The sequence below is a fragment of the Cellulomonas sp. P1_G12_2 genome, from assembly GCF_056405535.1.
Genome location: NZ_JBFUBX010000004.1, coordinates 181,068 through 207,361 on the forward strand (window position 1 = coordinate 181,068; position 26,294 = coordinate 207,361).

Annotated in this window: 29 protein-coding genes; 18 read left to right on the plus strand and 11 right to left on the minus strand. The window is 72.4% G+C overall.

Annotation, left to right across the window (positions count from 1 at the left end):
* Positions 1-9 precede the first annotated feature (9 nt).
* The 5 genes from AC1DXT_RS14820 (at position 10) to AC1DXT_RS14840 (ending at position 6,557) form a co-directional block, all read left to right on the plus strand.
* Positions 10-1,683 (plus strand): NAD(P)/FAD-dependent oxidoreductase, encoded by a 1,674-nt coding sequence (locus AC1DXT_RS14820; protein WP_477062063.1) that lies wholly within the window; start codon positions 10-12, stop codon positions 1,681-1,683.
* Positions 1,680-3,155 carry an ATP-binding protein gene (locus AC1DXT_RS14825; RefSeq protein WP_477062064.1) on the plus strand — a complete coding sequence of 492 codons (1,476 nt, stop codon included), beginning with the start codon at positions 1,680-1,682 and terminating at the stop codon, positions 3,153-3,155. Before AC1DXT_RS14820 ends, AC1DXT_RS14825 begins: the two co-directional genes overlap by 4 nt.
* Positions 3,152-3,496 carry a UBP-type zinc finger domain-containing protein gene (locus AC1DXT_RS14830; protein ID WP_477062065.1) on the plus strand — a complete coding sequence of 115 codons (345 nt, stop codon included), beginning with the start codon at positions 3,152-3,154 and terminating at the stop codon, positions 3,494-3,496. The genes AC1DXT_RS14825 and AC1DXT_RS14830 overlap by 4 nt, the downstream gene beginning before the upstream one ends.
* Positions 3,497-3,641: 145 nt before the next feature.
* Positions 3,642-4,649: an ANTAR domain-containing protein gene (locus AC1DXT_RS14835; protein WP_477062066.1), complete on the plus strand. Its 1,008-nt coding sequence runs from the start codon at positions 3,642-3,644 to the stop codon at positions 4,647-4,649.
* Positions 4,650-4,661: 12 nt separating this feature from the next.
* Complete coding sequence (locus AC1DXT_RS14840; RefSeq protein ID WP_477062067.1) at positions 4,662-6,557, plus strand: ATP-binding SpoIIE family protein phosphatase; 1,896 nt, start codon at positions 4,662-4,664, stop codon at positions 6,555-6,557.
* 8 nt (positions 6,558-6,565) lie between these two features.
* On the opposite strand, the gene AC1DXT_RS14845 is transcribed toward AC1DXT_RS14840, so the two are convergent.
* Together AC1DXT_RS14845 and AC1DXT_RS14850 are read right to left on the minus strand one after the other, a co-directional pair.
* Complete coding sequence (locus AC1DXT_RS14845) at positions 6,566-7,300, minus strand: anti-sigma factor family protein (protein ID WP_477062068.1); 735 nt, start codon at positions 7,298-7,300, stop codon at positions 6,566-6,568.
* Positions 7,297-7,803: a sigma-70 family RNA polymerase sigma factor gene (locus AC1DXT_RS14850; RefSeq protein WP_477062069.1), complete on the minus strand. Its 507-nt coding sequence runs from the start codon at positions 7,801-7,803 to the stop codon at positions 7,297-7,299. Before AC1DXT_RS14850 ends, AC1DXT_RS14845 begins: the two co-directional genes overlap by 4 nt.
* 153 nt (positions 7,804-7,956) lie before the next feature.
* Between AC1DXT_RS14850 and AC1DXT_RS14855 the strand changes: the two genes are divergently transcribed.
* Complete coding sequence (locus AC1DXT_RS14855; protein ID WP_477062070.1) at positions 7,957-8,466, plus strand: COG4315 family predicted lipoprotein; 510 nt, start codon at positions 7,957-7,959, stop codon at positions 8,464-8,466.
* A gap of 57 nt (positions 8,467-8,523) precedes the next feature.
* Here AC1DXT_RS14855 and AC1DXT_RS14860 read toward each other — a convergent pair whose 3' ends face one another.
* Complete coding sequence (locus AC1DXT_RS14860; RefSeq protein WP_477062071.1) at positions 8,524-8,922, minus strand: VOC family protein; 399 nt, start codon at positions 8,920-8,922, stop codon at positions 8,524-8,526.
* A gap of 168 nt (positions 8,923-9,090) precedes the next feature.
* On the opposite strand from AC1DXT_RS14860, the gene AC1DXT_RS14865 reads away from it, so the two are divergent.
* Both AC1DXT_RS14865 and AC1DXT_RS14870 read left to right on the plus strand, forming a co-directional pair.
* A complete protein-coding gene (locus AC1DXT_RS14865) occupies positions 9,091-9,657 on the plus strand; it encodes a DUF6529 family protein (RefSeq protein WP_477062072.1) in 567 nt (188 codons plus the stop codon).
* A gap of 1 nt (position 9,658) precedes the next feature.
* Positions 9,659-10,117: a Rieske (2Fe-2S) protein gene (locus AC1DXT_RS14870; protein WP_477062073.1), complete on the plus strand. Its 459-nt coding sequence runs from the start codon at positions 9,659-9,661 to the stop codon at positions 10,115-10,117.
* A 108-nt stretch (positions 10,118-10,225) separates the two neighbouring features.
* On the opposite strand, the gene AC1DXT_RS14875 is transcribed toward AC1DXT_RS14870, so the two are convergent.
* Positions 10,226-10,435 carry a dodecin family protein gene (locus AC1DXT_RS14875; RefSeq protein ID WP_056094697.1) on the minus strand — a complete coding sequence of 70 codons (210 nt, stop codon included), beginning with the start codon at positions 10,433-10,435 and terminating at the stop codon, positions 10,226-10,228.
* Positions 10,436-10,628: 193 nt separating this feature from the next.
* On the opposite strand from AC1DXT_RS14875, the gene AC1DXT_RS14880 reads away from it, so the two are divergent.
* A complete protein-coding gene (locus AC1DXT_RS14880; RefSeq protein ID WP_477062074.1) occupies positions 10,629-11,078 on the plus strand; it encodes a DUF6325 family protein in 450 nt (149 codons plus the stop codon).
* Between the two features lie 19 nt (positions 11,079-11,097).
* Positions 11,098-11,391, plus strand: a complete 294-nt coding sequence (locus AC1DXT_RS14885) for an SHOCT domain-containing protein (protein WP_477062075.1) — start codon at positions 11,098-11,100, stop codon at positions 11,389-11,391.
* Positions 11,392-11,397: 6 nt separating this feature from the next.
* Here AC1DXT_RS14885 and AC1DXT_RS14890 read toward each other — a convergent pair whose 3' ends face one another.
* Complete coding sequence (locus AC1DXT_RS14890) at positions 11,398-12,381, minus strand: endonuclease/exonuclease/phosphatase family protein (RefSeq protein WP_477062076.1); 984 nt, start codon at positions 12,379-12,381, stop codon at positions 11,398-11,400.
* Between the two features lie 132 nt (positions 12,382-12,513).
* Here AC1DXT_RS14890 and AC1DXT_RS14895 point away from each other — a divergent pair, with 132 nt between their 5' ends.
* On the plus strand, positions 12,514-12,990 hold the full coding sequence (locus tag AC1DXT_RS14895; protein ID WP_477062077.1) for a PPOX class F420-dependent oxidoreductase: 477 nt from the start codon (positions 12,514-12,516) through the stop codon (positions 12,988-12,990).
* A 25-nt stretch (positions 12,991-13,015) separates the two neighbouring features.
* On the opposite strand, the gene AC1DXT_RS14900 is transcribed toward AC1DXT_RS14895, so the two are convergent.
* The 4 genes from AC1DXT_RS14900 to AC1DXT_RS14915 all read right to left on the minus strand — a co-directional run bounded on the left by AC1DXT_RS14900 (position 13,016) and on the right by AC1DXT_RS14915 (position 15,574).
* A complete protein-coding gene (locus tag AC1DXT_RS14900; protein ID WP_477062078.1) occupies positions 13,016-13,243 on the minus strand; it encodes a CDGSH iron-sulfur domain-containing protein in 228 nt (75 codons plus the stop codon).
* Positions 13,240-14,217, minus strand: coding sequence for an iron-containing redox enzyme family protein (locus tag AC1DXT_RS14905; RefSeq protein ID WP_477062079.1), 978 nt, complete (start codon positions 14,215-14,217; stop codon positions 13,240-13,242). The genes AC1DXT_RS14900 and AC1DXT_RS14905 overlap by 4 nt, the downstream gene beginning before the upstream one ends.
* 238 nt (positions 14,218-14,455) lie before the next feature.
* Entirely contained in the window at positions 14,456-14,896 is a 441-nt protein-coding gene (locus AC1DXT_RS14910; protein WP_477062080.1) for an Hsp20/alpha crystallin family protein, read from the minus strand.
* Positions 14,897-15,052: 156 nt separating this feature from the next.
* Positions 15,053-15,574 (minus strand): hypothetical protein, encoded by a 522-nt coding sequence (locus tag AC1DXT_RS14915; RefSeq protein ID WP_477062081.1) that lies wholly within the window; start codon positions 15,572-15,574, stop codon positions 15,053-15,055.
* A gap of 409 nt (positions 15,575-15,983) precedes the next feature.
* Here AC1DXT_RS14915 and AC1DXT_RS14920 point away from each other — a divergent pair, with 409 nt between their 5' ends.
* From AC1DXT_RS14920 to AC1DXT_RS14935, 4 genes are read left to right on the plus strand one after another with little or no spacing between them, the layout of a single operon-like run.
* On the plus strand, positions 15,984-16,637 hold the full coding sequence (locus tag AC1DXT_RS14920; RefSeq protein WP_477062082.1) for a hypothetical protein: 654 nt from the start codon (positions 15,984-15,986) through the stop codon (positions 16,635-16,637).
* Positions 16,634-17,044, plus strand: a complete 411-nt coding sequence (locus AC1DXT_RS14925) for a phage holin family protein (RefSeq protein ID WP_477062083.1) — start codon at positions 16,634-16,636, stop codon at positions 17,042-17,044. Before AC1DXT_RS14920 ends, AC1DXT_RS14925 begins: the two co-directional genes overlap by 4 nt.
* Entirely contained in the window at positions 17,041-17,646 is a 606-nt protein-coding gene (locus AC1DXT_RS14930; RefSeq protein WP_477062084.1) for a DUF3618 domain-containing protein, read from the plus strand. Before AC1DXT_RS14925 ends, AC1DXT_RS14930 begins: the two co-directional genes overlap by 4 nt.
* A gap of 23 nt (positions 17,647-17,669) precedes the next feature.
* Complete coding sequence (locus AC1DXT_RS14935) at positions 17,670-18,707, plus strand: YihY/virulence factor BrkB family protein (RefSeq protein WP_477062085.1); 1,038 nt, start codon at positions 17,670-17,672, stop codon at positions 18,705-18,707.
* A 9-nt stretch (positions 18,708-18,716) separates the two neighbouring features.
* On the opposite strand, the gene AC1DXT_RS14940 is transcribed toward AC1DXT_RS14935, so the two are convergent.
* A complete protein-coding gene (locus AC1DXT_RS14940) occupies positions 18,717-19,313 on the minus strand; it encodes a dihydrofolate reductase family protein (protein ID WP_477062086.1) in 597 nt (198 codons plus the stop codon).
* Between the two features lie 140 nt (positions 19,314-19,453).
* On the opposite strand from AC1DXT_RS14940, the gene AC1DXT_RS14945 reads away from it, so the two are divergent.
* Positions 19,454-20,782: an FAD-binding oxidoreductase gene (locus tag AC1DXT_RS14945; RefSeq protein ID WP_477062087.1), complete on the plus strand. Its 1,329-nt coding sequence runs from the start codon at positions 19,454-19,456 to the stop codon at positions 20,780-20,782.
* Positions 20,783-20,827: 45 nt separating this feature from the next.
* Here the strand turns inward: AC1DXT_RS14945 and AC1DXT_RS14950 are convergent, their stop codons facing one another.
* Positions 20,828-21,664, minus strand: a complete 837-nt coding sequence (locus tag AC1DXT_RS14950) for a helix-turn-helix transcriptional regulator (RefSeq protein WP_477062088.1) — start codon at positions 21,662-21,664, stop codon at positions 20,828-20,830.
* Positions 21,665-21,790: 126 nt separating this feature from the next.
* Between AC1DXT_RS14950 and AC1DXT_RS14955 the strand changes: the two genes are divergently transcribed.
* Both AC1DXT_RS14955 and AC1DXT_RS14960 read left to right on the plus strand, forming a co-directional pair.
* Entirely contained in the window at positions 21,791-25,177 is a 3,387-nt protein-coding gene (locus tag AC1DXT_RS14955; protein WP_477062089.1) for a DUF5107 domain-containing protein, read from the plus strand.
* 159 nt (positions 25,178-25,336) lie between these two features.
* On the plus strand, positions 25,337-26,272 hold the full coding sequence (locus AC1DXT_RS14960; protein WP_477062090.1) for an aldose 1-epimerase family protein: 936 nt from the start codon (positions 25,337-25,339) through the stop codon (positions 26,270-26,272).
* The last annotated feature ends 22 nt before the right edge of the window (positions 26,273-26,294 follow it).

Sequence of the window (26,294 nt, forward strand, 5' to 3'; positions counted from 1 at the left end):
GGGAACCGCGTGGAAGCCACCTCGACCCGCAAGCCCGCGCTGCTGACCGTGGACGACGATCCCGCGGTCAGCCGCTCGGTGGCACGTGACCTGCGGCGACGCTACGGCGACGCGTACCGGGTGGTCCGCGCCGACTCCGGTCCGCTCGCCCTGGACGCCCTGCGCGAGCTCAAGCTCCGCGGCGACCAGGTGGCGGTCCTGCTCGCGGACCACCGGATGCCGGCGATGACCGGCATCGAGTTCCTCGAGCAGGCCATGGACATCTACCCCCACGCGCGTCGCGTGCTGCTGACCGCGTACGCCGACACGGACGTGGCCATCGACGCCGTCAACGTGGTGGACCTCGACCACTACCTGCTCAAGCCCTGGGACCCACCGGAGGAGAAGTTCTACCCGGTGATCGACGCGCAGCTCGAGGCGTGGAACGCGAACCCACCGAGGACCGTCGCCGAGACGAAGGTGGTCGGGCACCGCTGGTCGGCGCGCTCGTCGGAGGTCCGCGAGTTCCTCGCCCGCAACCAGGTGCCGTACCGCTGGTACTCCTCCGACTCCCCCGAGGGCAAGCGGCTGCTGGACGTGGCGGGCGCCGACGAGAGCCAGCTGCCCGTGCTCGTCACCAGCGAGGGGACGGTGCTCGTCTGCCCCTCCGACGGCGAGATCGCCGCGCAGGTCGGGCTCGCGGTCAGCCCGGCCGAGCGGTTCTACGACCTCGTCGTCATCGGCGGCGGCCCCGCAGGCCTCAGCGCCGCGCTGTACGGGGCGTCGGAGGGGTTGCGGACCGCGCTCGTCGAGCGGAGCGCGACCGGCGGCCAGGCGGGACAGAGCTCGCGCATCGAGAACTACCTCGGTTTCCCCGACGGGGTCTCCGGGGCGCAGCTGACCGACCGGGCCCGCCGGCAGGCGCTGAAGTTCGGGGCGGAGATCGTGATGACCCGGGACGCGGTCGGGCTCGAGGTCAAGGGCGCGGCCCGCTCGGTGCGGTTCGACGACGGCACCTCCGTGGACGCCCACACCGTGATCGTGGCCAGCGGGGTCGCCTACCGGGAGCTCGACGGACCCGGGATCGGCGCCCTCACCGGCCGCGGGGTCTACTACGGGTCGGCCCTCACGGAGGCCACGGCCTGCGAGAACCAGGACATCTACGTGGTCGGCGGCGCCAACTCCGCGGGCCAGGCGGCCATGTACCTGTCCCGGCACGCCCGGTCCGTGACGCTCGTCGTGCGCGCGGCGTCGCTCTCGCTGTCCATGTCCCGGTACCTGGTCGAGCAGGTCGAGGCGAACGAGCGCATCCACGTGCGGACGCAGAGCGAGGTGGTCGAGGCCGTCGGCGACGACCACCTCGAACGGATCGTGCTGCGAGACACCGCGACCGGGCACAAGGAATCTGTGGACACCGGTTGGTTGTTCGTGTTCATCGGGGCCGCTCCGCTGACCACGTGGCTGGACGGCACCGTCACCCGCGACGAGCACGGCTTCGTGTGCGCAGGCCACGACCTCCTCGTCGAGGGCAAGGTGCCGGACTCGTGGCCGCTGGACCGACCCCCGTACCACCTGGAGACCAGCGTCCCCGGGGTCTTCGCGGCCGGCGACGTGCGCGCCGAGTCCGCCAAGCGTGTGGCGTCCGCCGTGGGCGAGGGCGCCATGGCCGTGATGCTCGTCCACCGTTACCTGGAGCAGCTGTGACCACCACCGAACCGATCGCGACGACCGTCCGCACCCAGCTGGCGTGCGACATCGACGAGCTGCGGACACTGTTCCTGTTCGAGCACCTCAGCGACGAGCAGCTGCTCTGGCTGTGCTCGCACGGGCACGTCGAGATCATCGACCCGGGCGTGCTGTACCGCGAGGGTGACCCGGCGACGGACTTCTACGTCATGCTCGAGGGCTCGCTGGCCATGTACCGCCGTGTCGGGGCCGACGACGTCGAGATCGCCCGGACGAACCAGGTGGGGGTCTACGCCGGCGCCTGGGCGGCGTACCTCGGCGACCGGGTACCCCAGACGTACACGCAGACCCTCCGGGTGCTCGAGCCGTCCCGCTACTACGTGCTCGCCGCGGCCGACTTCGCCTCGTTCATGGACGACTGGTTCCCCATGGCGGTGCACCTGCTGGAGGGCCTGTTCTTCGGTCAGCAGAGCTCGCAGGCGGCGACCGGCCAGCGCGAGCGGCTGCTGGCGCTCGGCTCCCTCTCGGCGGGGCTCACCCACGAGCTCAACAACCCGGCGGCCGCCGCCACGAGGGCGACGGCGACCCTGCGTGAGCGCGTCGCGGGGATGCGGCACAAGCTCGCGATGCTCGCGTCCGGGATCTACGACCGGGAGCAGCTGGAGCAGATCATCCATCTGCAGGAGAAGGCCGTGAAGGCTCTGGCGGCCCAGCGCGCGTCCGAGGTCGTCCCGACGGCCCTCGAGGTGACCGACCTCGAGGACTCCCTGGGCGAGTGGATGGACGAGCACGACATCAGCGGCGGGTGGGAGCTGGCCCCCAACTTCGTCGCCGCCGGCCTGGGCCCGGAGTGGCTCGACGCCGTGGCCTCCTGGGTGGGACCGGACGTGCTCGAGGGTGCGGTCCGTTGGCTCTCCTACACGCTCGAGACCGAGTCGCTGATGAACGAGGTCGAGGACGCCACCACACGGATCTCCTCACTGGTCGGCGCCGCGAAGCAGTACTCGCAGATCGGCCGCGCACCCGACCAGACCGTCGACGTGCACGAGCTGCTCGACAGCACCGTCACCATGCTCGAGCGACAGCTGGGCGAGGGCATCACTGTCGTCAAGCACTACGACCGCACCCTGCCGCCCATCCACGTGTTCGCCGCCGAGCTCAACCAGGTGTGGACCAACCTCATCGACAACGCCGCGCAGGCGATGGAGGGCCACGGCACGCTGACCCTGACGACTCGCCGGGTCGACGACTGGCTGGAGGTCGAGGTCGCCGACACCGGACCGGGCATCCCGGACGGCGTCGTCGACCGGATCTTCGAGCCGTTCTTCACCACCAAGCCCGTCGGCTCCGGTACGGGGCTCGGGCTCGACATCTCGTGGCGGATCGTCGTGGGCAAGCACCACGGCGACCTGACCGTCACCTCCGTGCCGGGCGACACCCGCTTCCGCGTCCGGCTGCCCTACACCTCGACGGAAGGACCTACCCCGTGACCGAGACCGTCATCGACCCGACCGTCCCCCCGAGCGGCACGGGCTGCGTCGAGTGCGACGCCACCGACGGCTGGTGGTTCCACCTGCGCCGGTGCGCGACCTGCGGTCACGTGGGCTGCTGCGACACCTCACCGTCCCAGCACGCCACCGCGCACTACCGGGAGACGGGCCATCCGGTGGTGCGCACGTTCGAGCCCGGGGAGGACTGGTTCTGGTCCTACCCGGCGGACGACTACACGGACGGCCCGGCGCTCGCGTCGCCCGAGCACCGCCCGCTGGAGCAGACCGTGCCGGGCCCGGCGGAGAGGGTCCCGGACGACTGGCGCCGACGCCTGCACTGACCCTCTCGACAGGTGGCGGGCGCGATCCTGACGTACGCTGCGGTCGCGCACGGCGGGCCCCCGCGCCCGGGTGGCGCACCGGGTTCAGCCTCGAGCCCGCGTACCGATCTCTCGCCCCGAACGCTGGGGCGTCGGGGAGGATGTCGTGCCCACTCCCACTCCCATTCCTGCGCAGGTCGGTCGGTTCGGCTACACGGCTCCGACCGGTAGATGGTCGTGGTCGGACGGGATGTTCCTGATCCACGGGATGTCCCCGGGCGACGTCGTACCCACCCTCGCCCTCATGTCGAGGCACATCCACCCGGAGGACCGCGGGCGGGTCCTGGACGCCCTCGGCCGGTGCGGTGTGGACGGGCAGCCGTTCGGTTGCCACTACCGCCTGCTCGACCTCGGCGGGGCCGAGCGGTCGGTCACCCTGTCCGGGGCCGGCACGTCGGACGACGGCGTCCTGCGGACCGTCACCGGATTCCTCGTGGACATCACCGCGTCCCAGCGCGACGCGGTCGCGCACCGCGTGAACGAGGAGCTCTCGCAGGCGCTGCGGTCACACGCCGTCATCGACCAGGCCAAGGGCGCGTTCATGCTCGGGTACGGCCTCGACAGCGACTCGGCGTTCGAGCTGCTGCGTTGGGGCTCCCAGCAGCGCAACGTCCGGCTGCTGACGCTGGCGGAACGCATCGTCGCTGCGGTCGAGGTGGGTGGCGGGCTCGGCTCGGACACCCGCCAGCGGCTCGACGACTTCTTCTTCGCCAGCCTCGACGAGAGTGCAGGTGAACCGGTGACCCAGCACACGAGCCCGACCCTGGGGATCACCTTCGACACCGCCGGTGACGTCCCGCTGGTCCGGGTCGAGGGTCCGGTCGACCTGGCGACGGCGCACCAGCTGACTGCGGCCATCACGCAGCTGATGATCGCCGCCCGCGAGGTCGGCGCCATGGTCGTGGACCTGCGGGACGTGACCCACCTGGGCTCGGTCGGCGTGTCGGCTCTGACCGCCGCCCACCGGCGGAGTGCGTCCGCAGGTGTGAGGATGCGTATCGTGCTCTCCCCCGGGGCCAGCCTCGGCCTGGCCGGAGCGCACGGGCTTGACGTCATCAGCGCATCCGCCGACGACGGCGCGAGCACGCACGGACGCGCGATCCCCACGAGCTGAGGAGCGGAGCCTATGGCGCCCGACGCGTACGTCGACCAGGACGCCGTGCTCTCCGCGTTCGACGCCTCCCCCGGCGTTCAGCTCGTGGTCCGTGCGGACGGTCTGCGGATCGTCGCCGCGAACCAGGGCGCACGCGAGGCACTCCAGCGTGGCCCGTTGCTCGACGTCAGCCTGTACGACCTGCGGGACCCGGGCTTCGAGGCTCTCGTCGCGGCCCTGACGGAGGTGGCGCACGGTGGGAAGCCGGTCCACGACGACCAGGTCTCCGTGGTCCCCGACTGGTCGGACCCGGCGTCGGGGATCTGGCTCGACCTGACCGTCACCCCCTGGCGCGACGCCGACGGCACCGTCCTGGGCGCGATCGCCGCGGGGATCGACGTCACCACTGCCACCCGTGCCGCCATCCTCGAGCGTGCGGGAGCAGCGACCGCCGACCGACGTCTGGCGCGGGCGCGCGAGGTGGTCCTGCGGCTGCAGGGGGCGCTCCTGCCGTCCACCGTCCCCCTGCTCCCCCGCGTGGACGTCGCGGCGTCCTATCTGGTCGCCGGCCTGGAGCAGGCCGCCGGGGGCGACTGGTTCGACTCGGCGACGCTGCCCGACGGACGCGTGTCGCTGACCGTCGGCGACGTGGTGGGCCACGGCGTGGAGGCGTCCGCGATCATGAGCCAGCTCCGGGCGGTGCTGGCGGCCCGCCTCCTGGAGGGTGCCGGGATCCCGAGCGCGCTGGAGGCCGTCGAGGCGTTCGCCGGGCGGGTCTCGGGCGCGTTCGCTGCCACCCTGTGCGTCGCCCTGCTCGATCCGCACACCGGTGACCTCGAGTACGCCACGCGCGGCCACCCCGCTCCCCTGGTCGTGGGACCGGACGGCGCGCACCTGCTGCCGACCACCGGCGACGGGCCGCTCGGCTCCCGGACCAGCGGCAACGTGCTCAGGGCGAACCTGCCGGACGGGCACGCGATCCTGCTGTTCACCGACGGGCTCGTGGAGAACATCCACCGGCCGGTGCGCGACGGGCTCGCGGTGCTCGAGCGCACCGCCTTCGACGCGTACCGCGACTCGGCCGGGGGGCGCTCGGTGGCGGGACGCATCTGCCAGGTGGTGCCCCGCGTTCTGACCGACGACGGGTTCACGGACGACGTCACCGTGCTCGCGGCGCACCGCCGCAGCGCCCCGCACCCGCTCGACCTGAGCGTCCCCGCCGACCCGCACGAGCTCGCCGGGGCGCGCAGCGCGGTGGACGCCTGGGGCCTCGGCGTCGGACTCGGCTCGCGCGACCGGTCGGCCCTGGTCCTCGGAGTCAGCGAGGTGATGGCGAACGCGATCGAGCACGCCTATCGCGGGACTGCGGACGGCACCGTGGAGCTGCACGCGACCATCCGGGACGACGCGATGATCGAGGTCGTCGTGCGGGACCACGGACTGTGGCGCGAGCCCGACCGAGACCCGGGAGATCGCGGCCGCGGCTTCAGCATGATGGCGTCCGCGGGCCTCCAGGTGGACGTGGCGACCAGTGTCGACGGCACCACCGTGACGCTCGAGTGCCCGGCTCGTCGGCCGGCACCCGTCGACCAGGCCGACGCGGTCGCGGAGTCCGTCCGGCTGGCCTCCGCTCCCTTGGTGATCAGCGCAGACCCGACCGAGGCGCACGTCGTGCGTGTCGGGGGCGCGGTCGACCACCGGGCGGCGGCGGCGCAGGTCGAGGCCGAGGTCCTGCGACGCTCCCGCAACGGGCTCGTGCCGGTGACGGTCGACCTCGAGGGCGTAGTGCATCTGGGCAGCGCCGGTGTCCGCGTGCTCGAGTCGCTGCTGCGGACGACGGACCGGCTCAACGTCGTCGCGCCGCCCGGGACCCCGGCGGCGCAGACGCTCGACGTGGCGGGAACGCCCTTCCGGCCCTCGCTGCCCTGACGGTCGCGTCAGGTCTGCGCGGCCGCCACCGCCGCGTCGGAGCCCTGCACGCGGATCTCCACCCGCTGGATCGTGCCCGTCGGGATGCTCGACGACGCTCCGAGTCCTCGCGCGCCGCCGTCGAGCGCGCGCCAGGTGGCCACCACGGTGCTGGTCCCGTCGTCGGCCACCAGGACCAGCTCGTACGTGGCGTCGGTGCCGTACGGTCCGGGATCGGCGGGGTAGCGGCACTCCCAGTCGATCCGGGTGCCCCAGGCCTTCTGCTGCAGGGTGAGGTCCGCGGTGACGGCCACGGACCCGACCGGCTCCAGCTGGAGGGCGGTGACCTGGCTGGTCGACGACGGTGCCGGCGAGGCCACCGGTGCTCCCGCGTCGACCGGTCGCCCGAGAAGGACCCCGGCTATCCCGCCGAGCAGCAGCAGGGCCGCCGCGGCTCCGACGAGGCCGGCGACGCGGCGTCGCCGGTCCCGGTGGGCGGCTCGAGCGAGGGTGGCCAGCTCGACCACCTCGGCGTCGGGTGCACCGCCCAGTGCCTCCGCCTCGTCCGGCGTCACCATCCGGAGCAGCCCGGGCAGCCCGACGAGGTCGGCCACGGCCGACTGGCAGGCGTCGCACGTGCGCAGGTGCTCCTCGAAGGTGCGTCGCTCCTGCGAGCTGAGCGCTCCGAGGACGTAGGCGGCGTCCCAGTCACGGAACGGGTCGTCGCCCGGTCCGTACCGCTCGTCCGCGTCCCGGCCGGTCATGCGGACACCCCTCTCTCCTGGAGCGCGAGCCGCAGCGCGCGCAACGCGTAGTGCAAGCGGGACTTGACGGTGCCCTCGGGGATCTCGTGCTCGGTGGCCAGCTCCGCCACGGACCGCCCCCGGTAGTACGCGCCCACGACGACCGCCCGGTGCTCCGGAGTCAGCTGCTCGAGGGCGTCCGCGACCAGCCAGCTGTCGAGCACCGCCTGCGTCCCGTCGGGCTGGACGGAGTCGGGCGTCTGGTCGGTGGTCCGCTCCCGCACGTGCCGCGCGCTCCTGCGGTCGTCGATGACGAGGTTGCGCACCACGGTGTAGAGCCACGCGCGGGTCGCGTCCTGCTCGCGGGCCAGCACCTCGGGGTGCTTCCACGCCCGCACCATCGCCTCCTGCACGACGTCCTGCGCGAGCGCATGGTCGCCCGTGAGACGCACGACGTAGTGCTGCAGGGGGCGCGCGTAGGCCTCGTGGAGCGCGCGCAGGAGCGCGTCGGGTTCCTCGGCCACGCCGCCTCCCTCCCCACAGTCGCTGCGTCCTACCCGGTCAACGATGCACCCGTGCCCCAGGTTCACCGCACGGTGAACCTGCACGCGCCCGGCCTCGTGGTCCCAGGTAGCAGGTCCCGGGGGCGGGACCGGCACCGACCAGAGGAGACCACCGTGCGACGCACCATCACGCTCACGATCACCGCCCTCGTGGCGGCGGCCACGCTGACCGCCTGCGGGGGCTCCGACGGCGACACCACCGAACCTGCGAGCGAGGCCACCACCTCGGAGGAGTCCACCGCCGCGGAGACGCCCGCCGACGAGATGTCCACCGACCTCGCGACGGCGGAGACGTCGCTGGGCACCATCGTCGTGGACGGCGACGGCATGACGGCGTACTACTTCCTGAAGGACACCAAGGACTCCGGCGCGAGCGCCTGCTCGGGCGACTGCGCGACCGCGTGGCCGGCCATCACCACCGAGTCCGACACCCCCACGGTCACGGGGGTCACGGGTGAGGTGGGGACCATCACCGGCACCGACGGCGCCAAGCAGATCACCATCGACGGTCGGCCGATCTACACGTTCGCGCAGGACACGGCCCCGGGCGACGTCAAGGGTCAGGGCGTCAACGACGTCTGGTACGTCATCGCGCCGGACGGCTCGGAGATCGACGACGACTGACACAGGTACCGGGCGGCGACCTGCGCGGTCGTCGCCCGGCGCCTCCGCCGCGGCCCCTCAGCCCGCGGCGCCCTCCGGGTGCGTCTCGACGTTGAGGACGTTCCCGTCGGGGTCGGCGAACCAGGCGGCCCGCATGTTCCCGTCGGACAGGACTCCGTCGGCCCACGTGACCTCGCCGGGCAGGTCGAACGTCTGGAACTCGATCCCGGCTCCCCGTAGTGCGGCCACCTCGGCATCGAAGGCGTCGGTCGGTAGCTGGAACGAGATCGCGGTCGCCTTGTTGGTCCCGGCGTACGCGGACGGGTACACGAGGAACCCCCCGTTGGACGTGCTGTAGACGACGCCGTCAGGCACCTCGCCCGCACTGGTGAATCCGAGCGTCCCCTCGTAGAACGCTCGCGCTCGCTCCATGTCGGTGACGGCGAGCACGGGCATCGAGGCGTGGTCGGAGAGCATGAGTGTCCTCCCGTGCGGGCCCACCGTCCGTCGGCGGACCGGCACATCGACGCTAGAACCAGTTCGGACATCCGTCCAGCGTCCTTGCACATCCGTGCAGCACCTCACCCGCCCACTCGTCGTCGCCAGGGCTACCGCTGCACACCCTCCGGGCAGCACGATCGACGGGTGAGCACCGCGACGCGAGCGGCGGACCTGCCGCCGCAGTGGGGGCTGGCCGCTCTCGGCGCCGTCGGCCTGGCGGTCGCGGCCGCGCTGGCCGCCTACGCCCAGGTGCACCCCGGCGACGGCGCCGCCCTGACCACGCTCGGGTTCAGCGGCATGCTCCAGATGAAGTCGTGGCTCACCACCGCGGCTGCCGCCCTGGTCGTGGTCCAGATCCTGTCCGCCCTGGCGATGTGGGGCCGGCTGCCCGGGGTGAAGGACGCCCCCGGCTGGGTCACCGGACTGCACCGCTGGAGCGGCACGGTCGCGTTCCTGCTCACGTTGCCGGTGGTGTTCCACTGCGTCTGGTCGCTCGGGTTCGAGGTCGAGTCCGCCCGGGTGCTCGTGCACTCCGTGGCGGGCTGCGTGTTCTACGGGGTCTTCGCCGCCAAGATGCTGGCGCTCCGCCTGCGCCGCCTGCCCTCGGCGGCGGTCCCTGTGCTGGGCGGTCTCCTGGCGGGCGTCCTCGTGGTCCTCTGGTTCAGCTCCGCGCTCTGGTTCTTCGGCCAGAGCGGGTTTGCGAGCTACTGACGTGGACGCCCCCGAGGTCGGTCGGCGGTCGGTGCTCGAGGGCGCCGGCGTCGCTCTCGCGGCCGGTGCCGTGGGGTACGTGGGGTTCGCCACGCTCGGCCCGGCACCGGGCGCGGACGACGACGGCCAGTACTCCACCGGCCCGGACGCCGAGCAGGACGACGGCGTCGACTCCCACCGGCTGGCCGCCGTGGACGACATCCCGGACGGAGGAGGCCTCGTCATCGCCGACAGGAAGCTCGTCCTCACGCGCGACGGGGACACGGTCCGGTGCTTCTCGGCGGTCTGCACCCACCAGGGGTGCCTGGTCGGCGGTGTGCGCGACGGTGAGATCCGGTGCCCGTGCCACGGCAGCGCGTTCGACGCCGCCACGGGAGCGGTGGTCCAGGGACCCGCGACGGAGCCGCTCGAGGCCGAGGAGATCGAGGTCACCGACCAGGGAGAGGTGCTGCGCGCATGAGGTCGTTCTGGACGCGGCTGCCCACGCTCGTGTGGATCGCCGGTGCCGGTCTCACCGCGGGCGCGCTGCTCGCCGCCCTCCGGGGGTGACGCTCGGCTGCCTCCAGGGCTACTGGTCCAGGACGAACGTGACCTCGAGGACCACCTGGTAGGCGGTGATCTTCCCGTCGGACACCTCGACCTTCTGATCCTTGACCCAGGCACCCTGCACGTTGCGCAGCGTGGTCGACGCCCGCTCGATCCCGCCGCGGACGGCGTCCTCGAAGCTCGTGTCGGAACGGGCACTGATGTGCGTGATGCTGGCGACGGTCGTGGACATGGGGTCTCCTCGTCGAGTCCGTGTGCGGACCTCCAGCCTTCACCCGAGCCACCCCCGCCGCAATCGGGATGCGGCCCCTGGACACGCGAAGCGCCGGTGGTACGTTTCGGGAGTATTGGGACCTCGGGTGGCTGCGACTCTCCCCCGCCCGGCCCCGTGACAGATCTCAGCCGACGATGGCGAGGGGACGGTCATGACAGAGGACCTGGCAGGGTTCGAGGAGATGGGGCCGATCGACTACGTGGTGGTCGCGTTCCCCCGGGCACACTTCACCGGTGAGGCGTTCCCGCTCCTGATCGACCTGGTCGAACGCGGCATCATCCGCATCCTCGACCTCGTGTTCATGCAGAAGGCGGCGGACGGTACGGTCACCGCGCTCGAGCTCTCCGAGCTGCGCGACGGCGGCGTCGACCTGACGATCTTCGAGGGCGCATCGTCGGGTCTGCTCGATGACGACGACCTGAGCGAGGCGGCGAACGCGCTGGAACCCGGTGACGCGGCCGGGGTGTTCGTCTACGAGAACGTCTGGGCCGCACCGTTCGCGGTCGCCCTCCGTCGCGCCGGCGGTCAGCTGGTCGCCGGCGGACGCATCCCGGTGCAGGCGATCATCGCCTCCCTGGACGCCAGCGAACCCGTCGCCTGAACTCGCCGAGGAGCACACCATGCCCGGACTGATCCGAGGTGTCGCACGCACCGCCGCCATCGCGGGGACGGCCACGGCCGTCTCGAACCGGGTGTCCCGCCGCCAGGCCGGACGCTGGGCCGCCCAGGCGGAGCCGGAGCCGCAGTACGCAGCCCCTCCGCCGGCTCCTGCCTATGCACCGCCCCCGGCCGCCGAGGCACCCGACATGGACGAGAAGCTCGCCCAGCTCGCGCAGCTGGGCGCGCTGCGGGACTCGGGCGTGCTCAGCGACACGGAGTTCGAGGTGCAGAAGAACCGCATCCTCACCAGCTGACACCGCCTAGACGAACTGGAACGTGCCCACCACCGGCGCGTGGTCGGACTCCGGGTACTTGCGGTCCACCGCGAAGGCAGCGGACTCGTCGTGCAGCAGCTCGTTGTGGATCTCCGAGCCGCGGTAGCGGGCCAGGAGGTTCCGGGTGACCAGCATGTGGTCGAGCATCTGCCCCCGACCCTGGTGGTAGAGCGTGAAGCGGGCGGGCTCGGGCACGGTCTGCTCGATGGGGACGAGCACGCGCGAGACGAGCGCAGGGTTGCCGGTGTTCTCCACGTCACCCCGGACGGCCGTGACGGAGACCTCGTCGGGCTCCGCGTTGAAGTCACCGGCGACGACGATCTGCGCGTCCGGGTCGACGTCGAGGATCCGGTCGACCAGGCGGCGCGTCTCGAGCGCCTGGGCCATCCGCTTCATCGAGGACACGAAGCTGCCCTCCGCCCACCCGTCTGCGGTGCGCCAGGTGAAGTTGTCGATGCGTTGGCCCGGGATGTCGGTCGGGATCTTGGACTTCCAGTGCACGTTGACCACGTGCAGGGTCGATCCGTCCGGCACCGTGATCTCGACGTGCAGGATCGGGCGCTCGACGCCGATCTCGACGGCTGACGCGTCGGGAGGGACCGCGCTCAGGCGGCGGTAGGTCACGGGTGCGACGAGGTCGTTGCGCAGCTGCTCGGCCCCGGTGACAGGCAGGTGCGTGACGACGACGAGGTTGCGCTCGTTGTAGACGGCGTCGCTCAGCGGTCTCGTGCTCGTCATCGTCGCCCCCTGCAGCGGGGTGCCGTGGAGGAGCTCTGCCAGCGCCAGCAGTGCGCGGGGTTGTCCCGGACGTTCCTGACCATGGACCTCCTGGAGGCACAGGATGTCGGCCCGCAGCCGCAGGATCTGGGGGCGCATCAGGGCGATCCGCTCGGCCAGGGTGGGGAGCTCACCCGGCGCGGTCTCGTCCAGGTTCTCCAGGTTGAACGTGGCGACTCGCAGCTCGACCATCGCAGCCCCCCGGCGCGTGCGGCGGCGCAGCCGGTGCCACGCCGCACCACTGCCAGGATCCTCCCGCCATGACGGCACGGGAAGGCCTCCGCAGGGCGAACGCAGACAGAGCGCCGGCCGTAGCGTGGGGCCATGCCCCGACCCGTCGCCACCACCCGCACCGTCGACCTGACCGGACTGCTCGACTTCGTCCGCGACCGGCACAGCTTCATCCTCGTGACCACGCGCACCGACGGACGGCCCCAGGTCTCCCCGGTCTCAGGCGGGGTAGACGACCACGGCCGCCTCGTCATCTCCACCTACCCCGGACGAGCGAAGTCGGTCAACGCGGAGCGGGACCCGGCGGTGAGCGTGTGCGTGCTGTCCGACGACTTCGGCGGGGCCTGGGTCCAGGTGGACGGCGACGCCGAGGTGCTGCACATGCCGGAGGCCGAGGACGCCCTCGTGGACTACTACCGCTGCATCGCCGGCGAGCATCCCGACTGGGACGAGTACCGCGCCGCGATGCGGGTCCAGGGCAAGTCGCTGATCCGGATCACCCCGACCCGGTGGGGTCCGGTCGCCACCGGAGGGTTCCCCGCCGACGTCGCCGCCCGCCTGGACGGCTGACAGCGCTGCTCGTGGCTGGTGTCGGTCAGGGTGCGGTGAAGCCGATGGCCTTGTGCGTCCCGTCGCAGTACGGCTTGATCGCGGACGCGCCGCAGCGGCAGAGGGCCACGGTCGAGCGACGGCGCGGGATCGGCTGCCCGCTGTCGTCGGTGATCATCACGTCGCCCCGGACGAGGATCGGGCCGTCCGGGCACGCCACGATCGACGGCGTCCGGGTCGGTCGGCGGTCCACGGGGCGGTCGGAGGTGGTCATGCGGTCCGCAGCGAGGAGACGCCGGCCTCCCAGGCGGACAGGAGGTGCTGCCCGACCACCTCGTCCAGGTACAGGCACGTCGCGGCGCCGAACAGGACGTCGTGCAGCAGCTCCGGCTCCTGCTGGACCAGGGCACCCGCCAGGTCGCGCCCGGCGATCTGCTCGTGCACGGCGTCCGCCTCGACGTGCTCGTCGAAGTACTCCGTCGTGCTCTGGTCGAACCCGTGGCGGCGGAACCCGTCGCCGTAGAGCCGGTTCGGCAACGACGACGTCATCTCGAAGGCGGCGAGGTGTCCGGCGGTCGCACCGCGCCACCGCCGGTGCAGCCCGAACAGGGACATGACGTTGACGCCGGCCAGGGTGACCGCGGGGATCTGCTCGACGTAGGCGCCGTACTCCGGGTCCAGCGCGGCGCCCCGCATGGTCCGCGCGAACAGCTCGCAGTGCATCCGCTCGGGGTCGCCGCCTCCGTACTCGTCGGCCTGGATCTCCACCAGTGCGGCCTTGGGTCGTCCGACGAGGCGCGGGATCGCCCACGTGTGGGGGTCCGCCTCCTTCAGCTGGTAGATCGACCGCTGCACCAGGAGCTCGCGGAGCTGCTCCTGCGTCGCCCGCTTGGCCACGTACCGCGCGACGCTGGGACCGGGGCTCGGCGCCGTCAGGGCGAACAACGCCTCGGCGACCGCCGCCCGTTCGGGCGCGACCTCCTCAGGGACCTGGACCCGCTCGGACAGGTGCCGCTCGACCGCGGACTCGATCAGGCGCCGCGCACCCAGCACCTCCGGCGACCACTCCCAGTCGTCGTCGACGCCCTCGAAGCCGCGGTAGAAGAGCTCGTACATGACGTAGAGCGTCAGCTGCACGTCCTCGTCCGAGAGCAGGTCGGCGGAACGCTCGAGCACCCGCCGGGTCAGTGGCGCCAGCTCTCCGACGCCCGTTCCCCCGTCGAGCGGAGTGCTCAGGACCTCCGTCACGGCACGACTCAGTGGCCCCCGCGGGCTGGGTAGTTTCACGGCCGGTCCTTCTCGACGCCGGCGTCCCTCCAGCCCGACCCTGGAGCGGGGGGCGCCTGCGAACAGCCTCACATGTGTCGCGGCTGCCGCAACCGGGAACACGGGGCGGTGGCGGGGGCGCGGGCCTCGGCTCGCCCGCACAAGGCGTGCACTCGTCGCCCGGTGTTGCTCTCGCAGCCGAGCGCCCCCGCCACGACCCTCACGCGATCGCGTCGCTCCCGGACGTGATCGCTGCGGTGTCACCCGCGTGCTGCACCTCGATGCGCCGCGGCTTGGCATCCTCCGCGACGGGGATCGTCAGGGTCAGCACACCGTCGGCATACGTCGCCGAGATGGCGTCCAGCGCGAGGCCCCGGCTCACGGTGAGCTGTCGGGCGTAGGTGCCGACGGGGCGTTCCTTGGCCAGCCACTGCACGTCCTGCTCGGCGCGCGCCGTGCGCTGCGCCCGGATCGTCAGGGTGCGGTCCTCCACGTTCACGTCGATCGTTCCCGGGTCCGCGCCCGGCAGGTCCACGTGGAGCACGTAGTGGTCGCCCGAGCGGTACAGATCCATCGGCATGGTCGCCGACGCCCGTTCGGCAGTCAGCACCTGGGCAAACAGGCGGTCGAACTCCTGGAACGGGTCGAATCGCGTAGCCATGACCCCACCTCCTCTGCGTCGAGGGCACCGGACCGTCCGGGCCCCGAGTGTCGGCCGACCCCGCAGGGCCGGACTGGCTACACCAGCAGACTTAGCACTCTCGCCGCGAGAGTGCCAGTGGTGAGAACGGGCGTTCGCGCGCGGCGAACGCCCGCGTCAGGTCTCGCTCACGTCGCGCGCGCCGGCCGCGACACGGTCCCGTGCCACCGTCGCGAGCCGCTCCAACAGCTCGACCTGGGCGAGCCCGCGCCGGTCGAGCTCCTCGAACCGCTCGCGCTCCAGACCGAGCGCGCTGCTCCAGGACGCGAGCGACTCCCAGAGGCCGCGCTTCGCGTTGACACCGCCCCGCAGCAGCTCGAGCTCGAGCAGTGCGGACAGGGGTGACGCCGAGGTGAGCCGTCCGTTGGGCTTGAGGCGGCCGAGCCGCTCTCCGGCCGCGGCACCCACGGGCTTCCAGCGGCTCAGCCGCACCCCGAGACCCTCCGCGAGATCGAGCAGGGTCGCGCGCTCTCGCGTCAGCTCCTCCGCGAAGCCGCCGATCGGGTGGCCCAGCGGTGTGCCGTCATACGCGCGCGCCATCCGTCGCGACCTCGCGATCGCACCCGTCGCACCGGCGACGTGGTCGGAGAGGTAGATCCTCAGCAGTCGTCGGTCGACGTCGACCCCGTGCGAAGCCATCGGTCCTCCTCGAGGTGCGCGCGCTGGGACGGCGATCGGTCCCGACCGTACCCGCGCGACCACCGCTCGCAACCGGCGGCGACTTGCGCAGCGGAACCAGCAGGAACAGGACGGCTCGGGTGGCGAGCGCGGAACGACGGGCCTACCGTCCGATGAGTCGGATCGACATCGTCACCGGCACACCGTCACCCGGGACAAGAAGCGTCTCCGGGGCAGGGCACGGGCTCTGGGCACAGGAGCGCAGGCCCGCGCACACGCCTGATCGCGTTCTCTGAAGCGATCGGCCTGGACCCGTGCGGACGGTCGCGCGGCAGAAAGTCCGCGCCCACCCAACCCCTCTCGGATCGGTTGCGCCCGGCCACGTCGGCCGGGCTGTCGGCCGTCCGACGACTCGAGATGAGACCGCACCATGACTGACGACTACACCAGCAGCTATCCCCTCCCGGAGAACGGGAGCACCGCGGACACCGCCAGGGAGCAGGCCAGCACCCTCAAGGCGAAGGCCGCGGATGCCGGCGGGCACCTGCTCGACGACGCGAAGGGCGAGGCCGCGGCGGTCACCCACGAGGCCCGGCGACAGCTGGGCGACCTCTGGTCGCAGGCCCGCACCGAGGTGACCGGACAGGCCGCCACCCAGCAGTCCCGGCTCGCCGGCGGACTGACCTCCGTGGGCGGTCAGCTGTCACAGATGGCGTCCGCCCCGGCCGAGCAGAACCTCGCCACCGACCTCGTTCGCGAGGTGGGCGACAAGGTGGACGCCCTGGGCCGCTGGCTCGAGGGCCACGGGCCGGACGAGGTGCTCGACGAGGTCCGCAGCTTCGCCCGGCGCCGCCCGGGCACGTTCCTCGTCATCGCCGCCGGTGCAGGTGTCGTCCTCGGCCGGCTCACCCGTGGACTCAAGGACGCGCCCTCCGCACCCGCCCCCGCACCCGCACCCGTCCGCAGGTCGGTGACCGAGCCCCTGCCCGCGACGGCGTACTCCGACCCGGTGGAGGAGCGTCCCCGCTTCACCGACCCGTTCGCGTCGCCCGTCCCGAGCTCGACCGCATGGGACCAGCGATGAGCGACCCGGTCGGCGCTCCCCCGCGCCAGTCCGTCGGCGACCTGCTCGGCGACGTTACGCGCGACCTGTCGACCCTCCTGCACCAGGAGGTCGAGCTGGCCAAGGCGGAGCTGCGTCAGTCCGCGAAGGCGGCGACCAAGGGCGGCTCGATGTTCGCGGGCGCCGCGGTGGCCGGCCACTTCGTCCTGCTGTTCCTGTCGATCGCCCTGTGGTGGGCCCTCGGCGACGCGATGGACTCCTGGGCGTGGTCCGCAGTGATCGTCGCGGTCCTGTGGGCGATCGTCGCCGCGGTCCTGGCCGCCCGCGGTCGTGCCGAGACCAAGCGCGTCTCCGGTCTGCCGCAGACCACCGACACCGTCAAGAAGATCCCGAACGCCCTGCAAGGACATGAGGAGAAGAACGCATGAGCACCGACCCGGACCAGATCCGCGAGGACATCGAGCGCACACGTGCCGAGCTCAGCTCGGACGTCGACGCCCTGACCGACAAGGTCAGCCCCACCCAGGTCGCGCAGCGGCAGGCCGACAAGGTCCGCTCCGCGGTGTCGGACGTGAAGGAGCGCGTCATGGGCGGTGTCGCCGGCGGCGCCGACTCGGCGGGTCACGCCGCCGCCACGGTCGGGGACGCCGCGTCCCAGCTGCCGCACGCCGCCAAGGACAAGGCTCGGGGCAACCCGCTGGCCGCCGGGCTGGTCGCGTTCGGCGCGGGGTGGCTGATCTCGTCCCTGCTGCCCAGCACCCGGCAGGAGCAGCAGCTGGCGCAGTCCGCCAAGGAGCAGGCCGCGCCGTTGGTGCAGGAGGCCAAGGACGCCGCCCAGGGCCTCGCCGACACGCTGCGTGAGCCGGCTCAGGAGGCGGCGGCCGCCGTCAAGGACCGCGCCGCAGAGGCCGGTTCGACGCTGCGGGACGAGGGCCGGTCGGCCGTCGACGACCTGCGCACGGACGCCACCGACGCGGCGGACGCCGTGAAGGGCGCCCACGCCGCCGACGACACCGCGCGCGGCTACTAGGGAACCGCGCGACGGGGCACAGCGTGGTGCCCCGTCGCGCGGATCCCCGCAAGCCCGACTCCCCCGACGACATCACGAAGCGGTCCTGGCTCTACGTGCTGCGCAAGACCCTGCGCGAGTTCGGCAAGGACCAGTGCACCGACCTGGCGGCCGCGCTCACGTACTACGCCGTGCTCGCGATCGCACCCGCCCTGCTGGCGATCGTCTCGCTCCTCGGCCTCGTGGGTGACCCGCAGAAGATGGTCGCGGACGTGCTGAAGATCGCCGGCGACGTCGGTGTGAGCGGCGTCGACGACACCGTGGAGCCCATCCTCACCCAGCTCACCGAGGCGCCGGCCGCCGGGTTCGCGCTGGTCCTCGGGCTCGTCCTCGCGCTCTGGTCGGCCTCCGGCTACGTGGCCGCGTTCAGCCGGGGCATGAACCGCGTGTACGAGATCGACGAGGGCCGCCCGATCTGGAAGCTCCGTCCGACGCTGCTCCTCGTCACCGTGCTCCTCGTGGTCGTCGCCGTGGCCATAGTGACGGCCGTCGTGCTCTCCGGAGCCGTGGCCCGGTCGGTGGGGTCCGCCGTCGGACTGAGCGACGTCACGGTCACCGTCTGGAACGTCGTGAAGTGGCCGGTCATCGTCGCGCTGGTCGTCGTGGCGATCGCGATCCTCTACTACGCGACGCCGAACGTGCGGCAGCCGAGGTTCCGCTGGATCAGCCTCGGCGCCATCGTCGCGCTCGTCGTGTGGGTGCTCGCCTCGCTGGGGTTCGGCTTCTACGTGGCCAACTTCGGCAGCTACGACAAGACCTACGGCTCCCTGGCCGGCGTCATCGTCTTCCTGCTCTGGCTCTGGATCACCAACCTGGCCCTCCTGTTCGGGGCCGAGCTGGACGCCGAGATCGAGCGCGGGCGGCAGCTGCAGGGCGGCATCGAGGCCGAGAAGACTCTCCAGCTCCCGCCGCGGGACACGCGTGCGAGCGAGAGGAAGCAGGCCAAGCAGGAGGAGGACGAGCGGCTCGGTCGCGCCCTGCGCGAGTCGCGCGGCGCGAGCGCCCAGGACGACGACGCCTGACGAGGGGAGCTACGCCGTGCGGACGGGGTAGCGCAGGTGTGTCACCCCGACGCCCTGGCTCACCGTCGGATCGCCGAGGGTGGAGGGCGTGCCGACGAGGTGGTCGAAGAGACGAACTCCGGAACCCAGCAGGACCGCCGCGACGTCGACGCTGATCTCGTCGAGCAGGCCGGCGTTCAGACACTGCTGGATGGTGTCGGCGCCGTGCACCCCGACGGACTTCCCCCCGGCAGCGGCCTTCGCCTGTGTCACCGCGCTCTCGAGGCCGTCGGTCACGAAGTGCACGGTCGAGTCCGGTCGCGGCCATCCATCGGGTACGTGGTGGGTCAGGACGAATGCTGGCCCCCACGCGTGGTTGCCACCCCAGCCTTGTGCGACCTCGAACGTCCGTCGGCCCGTGAGCACGGCTCCGAGCCCGCCGGTGAGACCGCGGACGTGCTCGGCGCTCGGCTCGGACACCCTGAACGTCATGGGGTCCGATCCTCCGGTCCGGATCTCGACGTCCCCCGAGCCGAAGTACCAGCTGAACACCTCGCCTACGCCGTCGTCGGGGTCGGCGACGAAGCCGTCGAGTGACACGGACATGATCGCGACGAGCCTGCTCATCTCGCCCTCCTCGGTGCCGGGTGGTCCCGATGACCACATTCTCCTCTGTCCACGAACGGCGCTCGCCGGATTCGACAGGGTGGGCATGCGGCACGAGTGACCCTTGGCAGACCCGCCCGTCACCCGCCAGAGTCGTGCCCATGCCCATGCCCACGGCCGGAGCGCTGCCCGCCAGGTTCGAGGGCGAGGTCCTCGCCCCCGGCTCCCCCGACTACGACCTCGCGCGTGCGGTCTGGAACGGCGCCGTCGACCGCCGCCCGGCGTACGTCGTCCGGTGCGCCGGCGCCGAGGACGTGCGCACCGCGGTCCGGGTCGCGCGCGAGCTCGGCCTGCCCCTGGGTGTGCGGGGCGGCGGGCACAGCGCCGCAGGGTGGGCGGTGCCCGACGGCGGGCTGATGATCGACCTCTCCCGGATGCGGGGCGTCGTCGTCGACCCGGGGTCCCGCACAGCGCAGGTGCAGGGCGGTGCGCTCCTCGGGTCGCTGGACGCGGCCACGCAGCCGTACGGGCTCGCGACGACGGCAGGGATCGTGTCGCACACCGGCATCGGCGGGCTGGCCCTCGGCGGGGGCGTCGGCTGGCTCGCCCGGCAGGTCGGTCTGACCTGCGACAACGCACTCGGGTACGAGGTCGTCACCGCCGACGGCGAGCTCGTGCGCGCGACCGCCGACGAGCACCCCGACCTGTTCTGGGCGCTGCGGGGCGGCGGGGGCAACTTCGGTGTCGTCACGCGGTTCGACCTCGCGCTGCACGACATCGGCACGCAGGCACTCGTCGCCGAGGTGGACCTCGACGCGGCGAGCGGCCTCGACGCGCTCCGGACCTGGCTGGCGGCGTCGGAGGCCGCACCGCGGCGCGCGACCCTCGTCGCGGAGGCCCGCGCAGGGGGTCCGCTCACGCTCGGGTTCGTCTGGGTCGGACCGCCCGACGACGCCGCGCCGTTGGTCGCGCAGCTGGACGGCCTCGGGACCCCGCTGGCCCGACGTGTCACGCCGATCAGCTACCTCGACCTGCAGCGACAGTCGGACGTGGGAGCGGCGCACGGCTTCCGGCGCTACGCCAAGAGTCACTACGTCCGGGAGCTGCCCGATGCGGCGCTCGAGGCGTTCCTCGCCCACACCGAGGCGGACGTGGGGGCGGCGAGCCTCACGGCCTACGGCGGCGCGGTCGCGGACGTCGACCCGGACGCCACGGCCTTCGCGCACCGCGACACGCGGTTCGAGTACGACGTCGGCGCCAGGTGGGCGGACCCGGCCGATGACGAGGGCCACGCCGCGACGTGCCGGCGGCTCGCCGCGACGATCGAGCCATGGAGCGTCGGGGTGTACGTCAACGCGCTCGGGGCCGAGGGTGCCGCGGGCGTGCACCGGGCGTACGGAGCGGCCACGTACGCACGGCTCCAGGAGGTCAAGGGAGCCTGGGACCCGGACAACGTCTTCCGGCACAACCAGAACATCCCACCGGCGTGAGCCGGTCCGGGCGACCGGTCCTCTCGCAGTCGTCGGAGCGCGACCTCACCCCTTGTCGTGCGAGCGGTACTCCGTGGGGCTCATGCCGTGGATCCGCCGGAACTGCCGGGAGAAGTACAAGGGGTCGCTGAAGCCGACCTGGGCGCTGATCGACGCAACCGAGCGGTCGGTGGTGTCGAGGAGCTCGCGTGCGGTGCCCATCCGGAGACGGGTCTGGTACTCCAGGGCGCCGTAGCCCGTGGCGCGTCGGAACAGCGCCGAGTAGTGGGACACGCTCAGCCCTGCCATGCCGGCGAGGTCTGCCAGCGAGATGCGAGTCGAGACGTTCGCGCGCAGGTGCTCGAGCGTCGCCTCGATCGGGTCGGCCTGCTGCCTGCTGATCGTGCGACGGTCGGCCGCCAGGAGCGCCATCGCATGCCAGGCAGCGCCGGAGGACGCCAGCAGCGTGGCCATGGTCTCGTCGCGCTCCATGCGCCGGATGATCGTGTCGATCAGCGAGACGACGCGCGCCGGGTCGCTCAGGCCCAGGACCGGCTGGTCCGGCGTGGCGCCCATGGCTGCGAACAGCGACGGGACCTGCTGGCCGACGAGGTGCACCCACCAGATGGTCCAGGGGTCTGCGGCGTCCGCCTCGTACCTGTGCGGCAGGCCTGCGGGGATCGCGAGCGCCTGCCCCGCCCGCACCTGGTGGACGCCTGAGGGCAGCGTGCAGGTCCCCCGCCCCGCCGCGCAGACGATCACCACGTGCTGCGCCGCCCCGTTCTTGCGGGCACGTCCGTGCGACGAGGCCCGGGGGAAGTAGCCCACATCGGTGACGAGCAGCTGCGACATCGGTGCCGACGAGAGTGCCTCGGCGACCAGTGGTCGCGGGAGGACCCGCATGCGCTGACCGGGGAACCCTTCGCGCCGGCGAGGCTGCGGCTCAGGCATCGGATCCATTGATTCGTCCATATCCGTCGAGGGAACTGCCATTCTGCACCCCCGTGGCCGGACCGTAGCGTCCTGCACATGCTCGAAGAAGAGTCCCGCCTGGACCTCCCGGCCGTGCCCGACGACCTCGTGGGTCAAGGCGTCGCCGCATGGCGCCAGCCGGTCACGATCGACACGTACATGCCGGATCCGGCAGACCGCTACCCGGCGTTCCTGGAGAACCGCGTCTACCAGGGCTCGTCGGGCCGCGTCTACCCGCTGCCGTTCCACGAGCGCATCAGCCCCACCAAGGCCCCCCACTCGTGGGACGCCATCCACCTGGAGAACTCGTGGATCCGGCTGATGATCCTGCCGGAGCTCGGTGGGCGCATCCACGTCGGGATGGACACGACCAACGGGTACGACTTCTTCTACCGGAACAACGTCATCAAGCCGGCTCTCGTCGGCCTCGCGGGTCCGTGGCTCTCCGGCGGCGTCGAGTTCAACTGGCCGCAGCACCACCGCCCCGCGACGTTCCTGCCGGTCGAGGCGACGATCGAGCACGAGGCCGACGGTGCGGTGACGGTGTGGTGCTCGGACCACGACCCGTTCGCCCGGATGAAGGGCATGCACGGCATCCGCCTGCGGCCGGACTCGTCGGTGATCGAGCTGCGCGCCCGCCTGTTCAACCGCACGGACGAGGTCCAGACCTTCCTGTGGTGGGCGAACGTCGCCGCGGCCGTCAACGACGACTACCAGTCGTTCTTCCCCACCGACGTGCACGCCGTGGCGGACCACGCCAAGCGCGCGGTGACCGCGTTCCCCGCAGCTGATCGCCCGTACTACGGGATCGACTACCAGGCCCGCAAGGACGCCGAGCACCCGGACGGCGACAGGATCGACTGGTACCGCAACATCCCGGTGCCCACCTCGTACATGGCGCTCGGCACCCGGTCCGACTTCTTCGGGGGCTACGACCACGGCCGCCGCGCGGGCTTCGTGCACTGGGCTGACCACCACATCGCGCCCGGCAAGAAGCAGTGGACGTGGGGCAACGGTGCGTTCGGCAAGGCGTGGGACGCGAACCTCACGGACACGGACGGGCCCTACGTCGAGCTCATGGCCGGCGTCTTCACCGACAACCAGCCGGACTTCGCCTTCCTGGCCCCCGGCGAGACGAAGACGTTCAGTCAGTACTGGTACCCGATCCAGGAGACCGGTCCGGTCCACGAGGCCAGCCTCGAGGCCGCCGTGCGGCTCGACGCCACGCCGGGAGCGGCGTCGACCGACATCCGGGTGGCCGCTGCGGTCACCCGCGTCCGCGACGGGGCCACGGTCCGGGTCACCGGACCCGACGGCGAGACGTTGTGGCAGGCCACGGCGGATGCCGCACCAGACCGTCCGATCGTGCATGCCGCGCAGCTCGCCGGAACGTGGCACCCCGAGGACCTGACCGTCGTCGTGGAGCACGACGGCGAGGAGCTGCTTGCCTGGCGGCCCCATGCGACACACACCCTTCCCGACCTCCCCGAGCCTGCGCAGGAGCCGGTGGCACCGCGGGACGTGCCGTCCGTCGACGAGCTCTACCTCACGGGTGTCCACCTGGAGCAGTACCGCCACGCGACGCGCTCACCGGAGCCGTACTGGCTCGAGGCGCTGCGGCGCGACGAGGGCGACCACCGCTCGCACACCGCGCTGGCGGCGCGGCGGTACCGGGCCGGGCAGTACGCCGAGGCAGAGCACCACCTGCGCGCCGCGTTGGCGCGGCAGACACGCCTCAACACCAATCCGGCCGACGGCGAGACGGCCTTCCGCCTCGGGCAGGTGCTCGCGCGGACCGGCCGCACCGACGAGGCCTACGAGATGTGGGGCAAGGCGCAGTGGAACCAGGCGTGGCGGGGGGCGGCACACCTGGCGATGGCGCGGCTCGACGCAGCACGCGGTCGCGACCGCTCCGCTCTGGACCACGCCCGCGTCGCGGCTGTCGCCGACGCCGACCACCTCCAGGCTCAGTCGGTGCTGGCCGTCCTGCTGCGACGTGCCGGCCGCGACGCCGAGGCCGCCGAGGTGCTTGCCCGTGCCCTCGACCGGGACCCGCTGGACGTCTGGACCCGCGACCTGGCGGGCATGGACGTCGCCACCGACGCCCCCACGCTGCTCGACGTCGCCCTGGAGTACGACTCTCTCGGCTCCTGGAGCGACGCCGTCCGGCTGCTGGAGGTCGCCGCCACAGTCGAGCCCACCCCGGGTCAGGTCGAGGTTCGGCCGCTCGTGCACCTGCACGCTGCCCGAGTTCTCGAGCGAGCCGGCGACCGCGCGGCGGCCGAGCGGCACCGCGACCTGGCGCGCACGGCACCCGTCGAGCACTGCCTCGCCTCGCGGCTCGACGACGCCGATACGCTGAGGGCCCACGTGGCGAGCCATCCGGACGACGCACGTGCGTGGGCGATCCTCGGTCACTGGCTGAACTTCCAGCGCCGCCACCTCGACGCGATCGACGCGTGGCGGACCTCCGCGGACCTCGACCCGAGCGACCCCGTCGTGTGGCGCAACCTCGCAGTTGCGTCGTTCAACGTCGCGGCCGACCCCGACTCCGCGTCGGAGCTCTACGAGCGGGCGCTGGCCGTCGCCCCCGGCGACCCCCGCCTCGTCTACGAGCGCGACCAGCTGGCGAAGCGCTCGGGCGTCACGCCCGAGGAGCGCCTCGCGGCGCTCGCCGGCGAGCGTGCCGCCGTGGACGCCCGCGACGACCTGAGCGTCGAGCTCGCTCAGCTGTACACCGCGACCGGCGCGGCCGAGGTCGCTCTCGAGCTCCTCCTGGCCCGGTGGTTCCAACCGTGGGAGGGCGGCGAGGGGCAGGTGCTCTCCGCATGGGACGAGGCGCTGCTGGCCCTCGCACGCCGGTCGCTCGAGGAGGGCGACGGCGCGGTCGCGCTCGAGCACGTGCGCGCCGCGCTCGAGCCCGTCGCGAACCTCGGCGAGGCCCGGCACCCGTTGACCAACAGCGCGCAGCTCCACCTCATGCTCGGTGACGCGCTCGCAGCGACGGGCGACGACGCCGGTGCGCGCGCCGCATGGTCCAGCGCAGCCAGCTCGACGGGCGACTTCCAGAGCATGGCGCCCGTCGCGCTCTCCGAGATGACCTACTACGCCGTGCTCGCGATGCGCCGCCTCGGCGACGAAGGCCCTGCCGACTCGCTCGTCGAGGAGCTTGCCGAGCACGCGGCTGCCCTGCGTTCGGCGCCCGCGACGGTCGACTACTTCGCCACCTCGCTGCCGACGCTCCTCCTGTTCCAGGACGACCTGCAAGCGGCCGGCACGACGACGGCGATGCTCCTCGAGGCCCAGGTCGCTGCGCTGCGTGGAGACCACGTGACCGCCGCTGCGCGCGTCGACGAGGTCCTGGTCCGCGAGCCCAGCCGGCTGCGCGCCCTCGACCTGCGGCGCGAGCTGTCCGGGCTCCTGGACTCCGAGCCCGGCCGATGATGCCGAGCCGCGGGTCCCGCGCGGTCGACCGAGGCGGTGGCGGTCACCACACCTATACAGTTCCGCACCCCGCACGTCGAGAACCACCCGACACCCTCAGAGAGAAGCGATGACGATCCAGCAGGTCCGCAACGGCGAGCGACGGGTCGGGCTACCCAAGTGATCGACGCCCGGGGGGCCGAGCGGACCGGACGGCTGGTCCGCCTGGCCTCGCCGGGTGGGCGGACCCACGCCACGGTCGACCTGCGCGGAGGCGGTCTGCACAGCCTGACGCTCGACGGAGAGCCGCTCGTCCACACCTACGACGCCGCGGGATCCGCGCCGTACTGCTCCGGTGCGCTGTTGTTCCCGTGGCCCAACCGGGTGCGCGGCGGGCACTGGTCGCACGACGGCACCGAGCACCAGCTCGAGGTCGACGAGCCGGAGCTGGGACATGCCAACCACGGCTTCGTCCGGGAGGCCATGTTCCGCATCACGTCGATGAGCCCGGAGAGCGTCACGGTGTCGACCGTGGTCGAGCCGCGGCCCGGCTACCCGTTCCAGGTCGGCCTCGACACGACCTACACCGCCGAGGCCACAGGGCTCCGCGTGGACCACACGGTGCACAACCTGTCGGCCGGACCGGCACCGGTGGCACTCGGCGCCCACCCGTACGTCCGCGTCGGCACGGCACCCCTCGACGCTCTGCAGCTCACGGTCCACGCTGCGCGCCACCTGCCCGTCGACGCCACGCTGATCCCGGTGCGGGACGAACAGGTCGACGGCGACGTCGATCTGCGGGCGGGTCGGGGCCTGGCGGGCAGGGAGGTCAACACCTGCTATCACGGCCTCAGCCCCGAGGGGCACGCGTACCGACACAGGCTGGCAGCTGCCGACGGGCGCGCGGTCGAGGTGTGGACGGACATGTCGTTCGCCTATGTGCAGATCTACGTCACGGATCAGTTCCCGGACCCCGACCAGGGCCGGACCCGTGCCATCGCGGTCGAGCCGATGACGGCGGCGCCCGACGCGCTCAACTCCGGACTCGGCCTGCGCTGGCTCGCCCCCGACGAGACGTGGGATCTCAGCTGGGGGCTGCAGTCGCTGGGTTGGTAGTCCGTCCGCCGGCTCTCGGCTC